At 49.8% G+C, this 12428-nt stretch carries 2 protein-coding genes and 1 riboswitch; both genes read right to left on the minus strand.

Annotated features, from left to right (window positions below):
* Positions 1-150: 150 nt before the first annotated feature.
* Entirely contained in the window at positions 151-8865 is an 8715-nt protein-coding gene (locus BLHYD_RS09635; RefSeq protein ID WP_260784497.1) for a carboxypeptidase regulatory-like domain-containing protein, read from the minus strand.
* Between the two features lie 264 nt (positions 8866-9129).
* Positions 9130-9318: riboswitch (cobalamin riboswitch) on the minus strand.
* 230 nt (positions 9319-9548) lie between these two features.
* Positions 9549-12341: a PQQ-binding-like beta-propeller repeat protein gene (locus BLHYD_RS09640; protein WP_260784496.1), complete on the minus strand. Its 2793-nt coding sequence runs from the start codon at positions 12339-12341 to the stop codon at positions 9549-9551.
* Between the last annotated feature and the right edge of the window lie 87 nt (positions 12342-12428).

Genomic DNA, 12428 nt, shown 5'->3' on the forward strand with positions numbered 1-12428 from the left:
CTTTTTTCTCTTCCACATAAGGTACCCCCCACTATAAAAATCTTTTTGCTTATAGACGCAAAGCTTCCTGATATGGGCACTCAGACCCATACCAGGAATGCTTTGCACTCCATACATAACTGGCAAAGCCTTACATCTGCTTTTGCAGAATTACTTCACTGTCACATTCACCCAATCCGAGTAAGAACCAAAGACTTTCTCACCATCTACCGTACGGTATGCACGCATAGTATAATAATACGTATGACCAGATTTCAGGCCGGTGTTGGTATACGAAGTCGTACTTCCCTTTCCGATCTGGGTCACATAGTGCCATTCCCCATCCTCAGATGTCTTATAGTAAATGCGATAGCCACTTGCCCCATTTACCTTGTTCCAATTCAGAGTTACCTTTCCGTCTCCTGCAGTAGCTTTCGCAATCACTGCTTTCTTAGGTACTGCCTTTCCAGACTTACCGTCAGAATATGCACCGTATACTTTCGCTCCGTCAATATTACGGTATGCGCGCACATAATAAGTGTAAACCTTTCCAGTCGTCACTCCTGTATGCACATAAGAAGTATCCTCTGTCTGAGTTGCATATCTCCAGCCGCTGTCGTCTATCTTGTAGTATAGACGATAGCCATCTGCTCCATCTACTTCATCCCAGGTTACTTTAATACCATTATAACCCCAAGTCTGTGTCTTGCTGATGGACGCCTTTGCCAGAGTCGCTTTTGCACTCAGATCTGTCACATATTTACTGTAGACCGGCTCGCCCCACTTCTTGCTCGCCGCTTTCACCGTATAATAATACGTTGTACCGGTCACTGCCGTCTCGTCTGTATAAGACAAATCTGTCAAATCCTGAACCCATGCGATTCGTTTGAAGCTCTCTCCTTTTACCTTACGATATACATAGTAGCTCTTCGCGTTCGCATAGGGCTCCCAGGTAATTCTAATACTGTCATAAGATACTGCCTCTGTTTTCACCTCAGGTTTGCCGGAAATGAACGCTTCATAAGCCTTCCTCTGCTCTTCCTGTTTCAGCGCTTCCAGATTCTTCTCAGCCTCTGCCAGTTTCTCGTAGTTAGTCACTTCCTTCTTCTGGTCTTCGCTCAGCGCGTCGTAAGCCTCCCTTGCTTCCTGGATTGCTTTCTCAGATTCCAGAGTTACCTCTCCGATCGCATTGATCTTCTCGATCACTGCCTGTACTTCCAGATCTACCTCGCTTTCTTCTACTGTGACAATGCAATAAGGCGCTGTAATGATCGCCTTCTCACCATCCAGTTTCGTCTCCGTTCCTTTGGCAGATACCAGGTAAGTTCCCGGCTCCTTGAATGTCAAGGTGACATTTCCGTCCTTGTCCGTCTTCAGACCTGTGCTCTCTGACGGCAGATCTGTCTTCGCATTCAACAGGTCCGCATAGATCTCGGAACCTTCCATTGCAAAGGTCGGCGGCTCTTTGTGCTCATATGCGTTAGCAGACACGAAGCCTTTCAAGTTCAGCTTCAATTCTTCTCCAGCTTTCACCGTGGCCTCTGTCTGGTCAAAGAAACTATGATACATCGGAACCGTGTAATCCGCATACAAATCCACTTCCACGTCATCCTCGTTCTTCACCAGAATATTATCTGCGGTGGAACCCCAGATGTAGCCCTCGTCTTCCAGCCACTCGCCTGGGTATTTGTTGTTCACCCAGTAGTTCAGCTGTGTAGTCTCGATATTCCAGAACTCTCTGACAAATAAATCATTTCCCACTGCCGGGTCGTTGTTCGGCGTTGCGTAGAAGCCGTCTGCGCCTTCCTCAGAGTACAACTCGTGAGCTCTGATAAAGGCATTCAACAGAGTCGGTCCCTCGTCGCTGTTGTAGACTTCTGAATAGCCGTAGGCTGTCACATCAAAGGCATTGACTGTGATCGGCACCTGCACCATCGGAGTCTCACCGTCCTCAGACTTGAAGAAGGTTCCATCCTTACTGATGGTCAGCAAAATGGTCGCACTCAGATTGACATCCACAGCCAGCGGATTCTCCTGAGCCACGACAGTTCCAATCTCGGTAGTCAGTCCCTCTTTTTCTACTGTGTACGTGTATTCTTCCCCTGCTTTCAGACCGGTGTAAGAATTCACTCCTGCCTGCTCCACAACTTTGCCAGAAGCATCCTTTAAGGTCAGTTTAGCATCCACAGGATTCAGGCTAAAGATCAGATCTTTTCCATTGCTGAATACCGTCTGGCCTTCTTTTACTACCCAACGGTCGTAACCATTTGTTAAAGTCGCGCCTTTGTTCAGCGCGGTCGCCACAGTTCCATCAGAAAATGCCTCCTCGGCTTTCTCCTCCGCAATGCCTACCAGAGAACCGAAGCCCTCCTGCTGCATATAATTCTGTGCGTAAATATAAGAATAGTCGGCGCTTCCTTCCAGGTAATAACAGCTCTTCAGTGTTTTCTTTCCAGAAGAGTTTCCTGTAATCGCCGCCACAGAGCCTACGCCATCAGATGCGTATACCTTGCCCGTATTGTAGCAATTTTCAACGGTTACCTTGTTATCATTCGCATAAACATAACCGGCGATTCCGCCAGCCACTCCATTTTGTCCAGAGGTACTGATCTCTCCGGCATTGTAGCTGTTCTCGATCTTATACTCATTCGTTCCAGAAGCATTCATATATCCTATGAGGCCTCCGGCATAGGAACCGGCCGCATAAACCATACCTGTATTGGCAGAGTTGATGATCTGTCCTGTGAATTGTCCTGCGAGGCCTCCAGCCCAGCCGCTGGTGGAGGTAATCATGCCCTCATTGCGGCAGTTCTCAATCGTCGTTCCATTATTTGCGGAATTGATAAAACCAGCTGCGTTTCTTGCAGTCACTTCACACTTATTGACACAGTTGAGGATAGTACCATAACCAGTATGCGCCACAAACGCACCTGCATTGTAGAACTCTTCGCTGTTGATCTGGCCTTCCAGCGTCAGGTTGCAAATCGTACCTGTCGCATCCAGGCCGATGAAGAATCCGGCATAGCCGCCGATGGTCTTCATGTCTGTCTGATGGATGCCGGAAATCGTATGACCGCATCCGTCAAATGTACCTGCGAATCTCTTTGTATTATTGGAATTCTTCGCTCCGATCGGCTGCCACTGCTCAGAGGTCAGCTCGATATCCTGTATCAGGCGGATGGTCTTATCCTGCATAGAATCCTGAGAGATGTTCGCGGAGGTACCGCTGACGATCTCACTGAGACCTTTCAGCTGCATTTCATTGGAAATCTCATACAGGTTTTCTGCCTGGTTATACCAGGAGACATCGTACTCCATGGTCAGTTCCACCGAAATCTCCAGCGCTTCCTCTCCCACTGTGAAGACGCAGTCTTCTCCTTCTTTGGTGAGGTAGCCTTCTGCCTCGACTTTGTAGCGATACTCGCCCGGTGCCAGGTAATAGATTCCAGATTTTCTGGTCTCGATCACCTGATCTGCGCTGTCGTACACCGTAAATTTCTGATATTCCGGAAGATTTGCATTGGTGGAGAACGTTACTTTCGTTCCTTTCTCCATCTGTACGGTGATGGTCCGTGAACGGCTCTCAGAGTCTCCTCCTACGGTGAAGGTACCTGTCGTCGTCTGATAATTGTCCGCCATCGCCAGATAGCTGTACTCTCCGGGTGTCAGTTTATACTGTTTAGCAGAAGATGGATTCATCTCATTGCCTTCGCTGTCTTTGACTACCAATTTCGCATAGGCAGGTATCACGGCGAAAGTGATCGTATAGGACTTCCCTGGCAGCGTCACTTCTTCTGTCAAGGCTGTGCCCTTGTAAATAATCGTTCCCGTTGCATTCTGATAATCGGTAGAAGTGGAAGTCGCCGTATACTCATAGTAAGTATTCTTCGTCAGTCCAGCATAGCTCTTGGAACCTTCGATAATTGGCTCTAGCACCTCTCCGTCTGGATTCTTCAGCGTGATGTTCGCATAGTCTGGACTCACGTCAAAGGTCAGGGCTGCCTCATCTCCGGTAGGATAAGGATAGTTGTCCTCGCCAGTTTCCCATACCTGAGCCTGGTTTGCCACGCGGACATTCAGGTTCATCTGGGTCTGAATGGTTCCGTCCGTGAAAGCGGAAGGCTCCACTGCCTCTGTGCCACCCTCGCTGTTTCCACAGCCTGGGAAGAGGCTCTCACTGGAATAGAAGTTGTTATTCAGAAGCTCTTTGCCTGTCGGCACTTCTCCACAGATGTTGCCCACCGTAGTCCCTGTACCCACCAGTAAGAGCTGGCCTACGCTATAGCAGTTCTCTACTTTGATATCGGTAGCATTATTGGAGTCATCCATCAGGCCAAAGATACCGCCCATGGCATTTCCGCTGCCGGTGATGGTTCCAAAGTTCACCATACCAGTCACTGCCGGGAGATTATAACCGCTTGGATTGTACTCTCCGGCAACTCCGCCCACAGCACGGCCCAACGCGGTAACATCGCCATAGTTGACGTTGCTGCGGCTAGCCCAGGTGCCATAGCCGTCTCCGAGATATCCGGCAATTCCGCCGACTATATCTGTTCCTTCAATCTTTCCATGGTTTTCACAGTTGCGAACTGTCGAATTGCTTCCATAACCGATAATTCCACCGACCTTGGTCTCACCGCGGACTTCACCTTCATTTTTACTGTCTGTGACAGTCTGGCCCGTTCCGATGACACCGCCGACATTCTCTGTTCCGATGACGGTACCAGTGTTGGTACAGCCTGTCAGACTCACCTGAGAGGCGTTTGCAATGACACCGCCGACGTTTACTTTACCGGTGATCGTACCGCTGTTGGTACAGTTTTCCAGCTCATTGTAATTCGTCGTGCTGGCCACCAAGCCGCCTGTATAGCTGGCCGAATTCGGGTTCATGGAAGTGATGTCTGCCTCATTGTGGCAGTCCACCATAGACATACTCCAGTTATTCGCCGTGAAGCCGGCAGTATAGGTTTTCGCGCCCTTATAGGTATTCGTGATTTTACCTTTTACTGTCAGTCCTTCGATCGTCGCGCTGTTATATCCCTGCACATAGTCGAACAGAGCCAGATTTGCAAATTTATCCGTCTCCAGGTTCACCGTGATGGAGTATCCGTTTCCATAAAAATCTCCCTCGAATCCCCATCCGCCTGCCTCTTGGCTTCCGATCGGGACAAAGGCCTCGTTCTCCAGCTCACTCAATACCAGATCAGCATTGAGCTGGATATCTTTGTTCTGGAAGGTATCTCTAGCGATCAACTCATCATTCTCATCCACACCCTGACCTACCGTCATCGCCATGAACGCCATGAAGTCGGCTGTGTCGTTGATCTCCAGAACTTTTGCATCCGGGTCATACCAATTTACATCGTAGCCCCGTTTCTCGAACTCTATAGGGATATTCTGGCCTTTTCCGTCGATCACAAGCTCCTTCTTAATGATCTCGTAGCCATAGGCTTTGGCCATATAGGTATAAGTGCCATCCTTCAGGAGATAGGTAAGGTCTTCCGACGGTTCCACCGTCTCCCCGTCCTCTGTCAGAACTTCGATGGTCTGATTCTGAGGTTTGTCAGAGACGAACTCGAATTTCACCGGATAGGTCGGACTCATCTCCAAAGCTTCCCGGAACTCTACGTTCTTGTCTGCCTCTTCTTTTACCTCGAAGGTCTTAGACTCTGTCCAGTAGCCTTCACTGGTCACCGTCCAGTTATAGGTTCCATCCTCGATGAAAGAATAGCTTCCGTCACTGTTGGGATAAATCTTCTCTCCGCCGGCATTCTTTACCTGAATGTCTGCTTTTTCCTTCGCATCCTCCGGTGCGATTGTGAAGTACAGCGTCGGGTATTTCTTCATTCGTACATTAAGAAATTTGCTTCCGCCACTAACCGTTGTATTTCCAGATGTCGCTTGGTAACCCTCACAGGTAATCTCATACGTATAGTCTCCATCCAACAGGTTATAGACAAAGATTCCATTGCTACTGGAGGTCACGGTCTCGCTCTTTCCAGAGGAATTCTTCACGGTCACCTTCGCGTTTGCGAGAGCTGTGGATGCCACCTGGTCTCTCACCGTCAATCTGAGAGTGTAACGTTTCGCCATGGTGATGGTCCGAGTCAGGTCCGCTTTCTTAATGGTAAAACTGCCCTCACGGTCCGCATAGCCGCTCAGAGTCGCTGTGTAGGTATATTTTCCAGGAATCAGACGGTAGGTGTTTTCCCCAGTCTTATAATTGACTGTGGTCTCTTCCGTGATCTCTGTTCCTTCGCTGTCGAAAATCTTCAGCACCGTGTCTTCTGCGTCTCCACCATCTTTTGTCTCTATGGTAAAGGCTGCCGTATACGCTGCCTGCAGAGTGGTTCCCGCTTCCCCGGCAGTCCACGGATACCAACCATTGGTAGCCGTCGCGTTCTGGTTCAGAAGTTTGGCGATGGTACCGTCTGTGAAGCTTTCTTCTGTATAAGTGCCATTAATATAGAAGGAATTCTCCACACCAGCATTGTCTGCTGCCACCGGAATCTCGCTTCCAGATACACAGTTGCGGATGCTTCCCTGATTGTCCAGGGCAACCGCCGCCTTCGTGTCTGTCGTCACAGCATAACAGTTCTCAATGCTTCCTGCATTGGTCGCCGCGATCGCGCCCACACCGCTGACACCTAAGTTCTTCACCACGCCGCCTGCTACTATATTGGTAAACAGCGCGCCGTCTTTCGCTGCCAGTCCGGTGATTTTATGGCTGGCTCCATCAAAGGTTCCGGCGAATCCATGATTCGCGTCCCCGATTCCAGCCCATTCTTTGTCCACCAGACGGATATCTGCTCCCAGTGAAATGGTCTTTCCTGCGAAATCAGTACCTGCCGTTACCAGACTTCCCAGACCAGCCAGCTGATTTGCCTCCGTCAGCACGAAACTTTCCTGGGATTCCTCATACCAGCTGGTATCCGCATCCTCGCCCCATACAGAGAGCAGCTCTACGCTCAATGACAGGCCGGTATCTCCGATGGTGAAGCTTCCAGTCTCTGTCTGGTAGCCTTCTTTAGACACTTCATAGGTGTACTCGCCGCTTTGGAGAGAATAAGCCCCATCCTCTGCAGCCGGCACCTCTGCTTCAGCAGAATTGAAGACCTTCACTGTCGCGTCTTCCGGAGTCACCTGGAAATCCACACCGTAGACGATTCCAAAGAATACGTCCGTGCCAGAAGCGTTCCATCCGTAGAATCCGTTTTCTTCCGTCACATTGGCATTCAGACGGTCTGTGATGGTCTTGGCATTCTCTTCGCTGACCTTGTCCACAAAATCTTCACAGTTGGTCACTGCAGTGCCGCCCAGCCATCCGGAGACTCCGCCCACGTAGCTGCCGCCAGTCACTTCACCCATGTTGTAACAGCTGTCCATGGTACCTCTCATCCCATTGTAGTCGCCGCCGATGATACCTCCCACCTGCAGTTTCCCATGGATATAGCCGCTGTTAAAACAGTTCTGGATATCTTCATTCTTACCGAATCCCACAATACCCGCACAATAATTGTAGGAACGCATGGAAGAAGTGATTCCCTGATCTGATGCTGTCGAAGAATCCTGGTCCAGCTCACCGGTATTGTAGCAGTTCTCCAACAAAGGCCGACGGTCTGACCGTTCAATATCCGTCATCGCTCCTACGATACCGCCATTGTTCCAGCATGCTTGAATATATCCGTTGTTGATACAGTTTCGAACTGTACCGGAATTCAGGAATGCAGTGATACCGCCGGCATGGTAATATCCCCAAACCTCGCCGTTGTTGACGCAGCCTTCGATTAACGCCGGGTCTTCTGTACCGGCTCTGGAAGTTACGACACCTGCGATACCGCCGGCACCTTTTTCTGTATTATAGATTGCGTCCAGATCACGTACAATAATCTTTCCGCTGTTGCTGGAATCCGAAATCACGCCGAAGCTCCAGCCCGCGATACCGCCGATAAAGGTTCCCGCATCCAGGGTTCCGTTGTATGTAGCATTCTGAATGGTCCCATAGTTCAGACCGGCCACACCGCCCACATAACAGCCATAGCGGTTCGCGATATCCGTCGTGGAATCCACATGGACATCGTCCATCGTGAAATCCATCTGGGAGTCCACGCCGTCAATGACACCGTTGTTCACAGCCGCCGCACCGCCCAGGTACTGGCTCTTGGACAGTTCCATGGAACCTGCAACGGTGAAATCACGCAGAGTACCACTGTTATAGGCGAACAGGCCTTGATAGCTCTTCTCCATTCCATCCACCGTATAGGTGACGGTATGGCCCTGTCCGTCAAAGGTTCCCGCGAACGGACGCTCCTGCGTTCCGATCGGGGTCCAGGTCTCCCCGGTGAAATCCATGTCGGCATCCAGCAAGATGGTCTTCCCTGCAAAATCGTCCGCATCGATCTCTGCTCCGTATCCGTCATCTGACAGACCGTTCGCCACGATCTCTGCCAACGCGCGCATCTCTTCTTCACTGCTCAGAGTGAAAACCGTCTCATCTGCCTGATACCAGCTAAAATCGGCAACCAGGCCAGTGTCTGCCAAAACCACTGCTTCCAGGGATTTCGGCTCCAGGTTGTTTTCTTCTTCTGGTACAGTCTCTTCTTCCGGTGCAGCTTCCGGCTCGGTCTCTTCTCCCTCAGCTGCTTCCAATGCGAAAGAATCTTCCTCTTCCACATCCGTTTTCCCGGGTTCTTCGGCCTCCAGCGCCTCCCCCGGTTCCTCATTTTCCTGGATATTCTCTTCTCCCTCCTCCGAGAGAGCTTCCACATCCTCCTGCGGTTCTCCCACAGGGGCCGCCAAAAGCACAGTCTCAGGACACGCAGAAGTGGCCATAATCGCGGCCAACACCCAGGCGGCAATTCGTTTGCCGTAAGTTTTCTTCTTCATCTTAGTCCTCCTCTAAACCGCCGTCTTTCTGACGACTGTTGATTTCTGGGAAAATTTCCCGCAAACTTTTCTTTTCCCCAATCGCCTCCTCTCCTCCAAATAGACGAGACTTCCGCCCACAGACTCTGTCCGCAAACCTTCATATCCCGTAAATTTAGATAAAAAAAAGCATAATTCTTCCTCTCGCAGGTAGAATTACGCTATCTTTCTCTTAATATGAACACTCTTAAAACTGTCCTATACTCTATTCGTCATGCTTACGAATATCTTTACACAGACCCCGTTGTTGTATCCTGACTCAGGTTCTTCCTACTCAAGTACCTTCCCAGGTTCCCCTAGTGGTATCCTACTTTTTCGTCCCCCACACAGTAGAGATAGGCTGTTCTGGACTCTCACCAGATTCCTTTTAAACAGGCGTATATAGACGCCTGACCGTGGTCCTTATCTACTTTTTCAAACCAATAACTGATTACTATTTTTTTAATTATATCAAAATGGTCATACAAAAAATATTTCCAGTTAACATATTAAATATATCATATATTTTCGACATTGTAAAGTTCACATTCTGCTTACACAAAGCCTACAACAATCTCTGATTGCACAACTGATATCGCTCTGTCACCCAAACAGCTGACAGAGCGATACTCTTTTAAGATATTCAAACCGATACCATTTTCATACTATTTTACCTTCACGGTCTTCCAGTCAGAGTAAGAACCGAAGACTTTCTCTCCATTTACCGTGCGGTACGCCCGCATGGTGTAGTAGTAAGTCTGACCAGATTTCAGGCCGGTGTTGGTATACGAAGTCGTACTTCCCTTTCCGATCTGGGTCACATAGTGCCATTCCCCGTTCTCGGAAGTCTTATAGTAGATACGATATCCGCTGGCTCCGTTTACCTTATTCCATTTCAGCGCCGCCTTCTTGCTGCCCGCCATCACTTTGGAGATCACCGCTTTCTTCGGCACCGCCTTTCCTGTCTTTCCGTCTGAATAGGCGCTGAATACCTTGGTTTTGTTCACTGTCCGGTAAGCTCTCACATAGTAAGTATAGTCCTGTCCAGTAATCACTCCAGTATGTGTGTAGGAAGTCCCGGTGGTCTGGGTTGCATATTTCCACGCTGAATTTCCAGTCTTATAGTACAGACGGTAGCCGTCAGCTCCCGCTACCTCGTCCCAGGTCACTTTGATTCCATTGTAGCCCCAGGTCTGGGCTTTCCCGATGGATGGCTTCTCTAACACAGCCTTGGCTGTCAAATCAGTCACATATTTACTGTATACCGGCTCGCCCCACTTCTTGCTCGCCGCTTTCACCGTATAGTAATAAACCGTCCCAGTCACCGCTGTCTTGTCTGTATAAGATAAATCAGATAAATCCTGAACCCAGGCAATTTTTTTGAAGCTGCCACCTTTTACCTTCCTGTACACATAATAACTCTTCGCATTCTCATACGGTTCCCAGGTAAGCTTGATACTGTTATAGGATACGGCTTCTGCTTTTACCTCCGGCCGTCCTGAGACAAAAGCTTCCCTCTCTTCCTTCAGAACTTTCAGCTGTTCTTCCGCTTCCAGGAGATTCTCATAGTTTTTCACCAGACTCTTTTCCGCTTCCGTCAGCGCCTCATAAGCCTTCCGTGCATCGGCAATTTTTCCTTCACTGTCCACAGTCACAGAACCAATTTCGTCGATCTTCGCTTCGACAGCTTTCACAGCCTCCGGCTTATTCTCCTGCAGCACCACATGGAAGACATAGCTGGCGCTGTTCTCGCCGTCTGTCACCTCGATTTCTATCTGGCCTTCTTTTTCATCACCCAGCTCCATCACGTAGGTTCCGTCGCAGGCCTCCCCGTCGACCGTCGCCGACTGTCCCTGCGGACAGTCTATAGTGAATGTCAGCTGACTCGCAGCCTGGTCCGCCGTCAGAAAATATTCTTTCGTTCCGCTGTCAAACGCTTCACTCCACTGGACCTCTCCCACATCTGCCGAGACCGCAACATTCTCCAGATAAGCCCCCGCAGACTGAATCGCCATCAGGTAGCCGGAATCGTTCTTATAATAGATCGTTCCGTCGCTGTCCACACAAAGTGGGCTGATACAGAACTGACGTTTGCCGACTGGTGGTGTAAACACCGACTTCGCCTCTCCTTCTGTCTGTCCTGGCTCGTCAGACAGGCAATAGACTCCTCCCGGACCTGCGTTGTAGGTAAAATATAGATACACTCTCTGGTCAGGCACTCCATCGCCATCGTAATCCTCCTGGACATAGGCATCTGAGAGAAGGGCTGCGGCCTGGGGATACCCGGGCACTTCTGCCTCATACGCTAAGGCAATCCCCTCTTCGCTGTCCTCCAAAACGGCCATACTGTGTCCGCTTTCCGGGTCGAACTGGTTTCCCTGGCCGCAGACACCCACATAGATTCTATCGTTGTAAACTACGGGAGTCGCCGTCGCCATTCCACCCAAGTCATAGCCAATCACCTGGTCAAGCTGGCCATTTTCCAGGGAAGCCCGGTATAAATATCCGCCTTTTGTGACAAAATATACCTTTCCTTGATCGTACACAATGGAGGAGCGGATGTCTCCCTGGAAACCTTCCGCCTGGCTGACCACTTCTCCCGTCTGCGTACAGACAGAGTATAAGACCGCTCCATTCTCCTCTCCATCGTCAGAGCCAAAGATCACATAGTCATTTCCGTCGGTCCCCTCTTCCACATAGGCGCCCGCCCAATAAAATCCTCCTTTGTGGGTCACAGTCCAGACTGGTTTCTTGACTTCTATCTTTTGCTCCGGCTCCTGGTCATCTATGGACAGACAGAAATATACCCCGTCGTCAGTCTCTGAATTCCAGGTCCCTGTATAGACATATCCGTCCGCATAAGCAATGGGAGAAATGGTCTGTCCGCCGAGAGGTTCACTTACCCAGACAGACTCCAAGGTAGACGCGTTTACCGCCTGAATCTGTCCATTTCCAATCGCTGCAAAAATCAGTCCTTCTGCATACGTAAGCGGATTCAAACCATAGCCGGCATTTCCCTCTAGCGGTTCACTCTCTTGAATCACGCTGCCGTCCTCTTTGGACAGACGTAAAATCTTACTGCCCTTTTGCACATACAAATCTCCGCCCAGAATCAACGGTGGAGTAAAACTGTTGGTGTAGCCGCTAGACATCCTAGTCGCCCATTTCATCACACTGTTGTCTTCTGCCAAAGGCAGCTTCGCAGAGACAATCCCGTTATTTTCCGCGCTATTTTGGTAGCGCGTCCATTCGTTGTCTTCCAACTCTTCCGGCAGAAAACCAGCGTCTGCCTCTGTCTGAAATCCTTCCTCATAGCCAAAGCTCTCAAAGCTTTCCTCTTCCTGTGCTTCTTCTTCAAAATTTGCGTTTTCCGGTAGCATGGCTGCCGCTGCCGGAAGCGGACACGATGTGATTCCAAGCACCGCCGCCATCCATACCGCCGTTAGTCTCCTATGCATCTGACTCTCCTTTCTCTAGCAAACATGGATACTCTTAGAGAAACCGAAAAGTCTGTCCTTTGCTTCGGTTTATCTCAGAGTAGAGAA

The organism is Blautia hydrogenotrophica DSM 10507, assembly GCF_034356035.1.
GTDB lineage: Bacteria > Bacillota > Clostridia > Lachnospirales > Lachnospiraceae > Blautia_A > Blautia_A hydrogenotrophica.

Bases quoted from the DNA above. Each gene is read 5' to 3' on its own strand.
- BLHYD_RS09635 (WP_260784497.1), bottom strand. From the start codon at position 8,865: ATGAAGAAGAAAACTTACGGCAAACGAATTGCCGCCTGGGTGTTGGCC.
- BLHYD_RS09640 (WP_260784496.1), bottom strand. From the start codon at position 12,341: ATGCATAGGAGACTAACGGCGGTATGGATGGCGGCGGTGCTTGGAATC.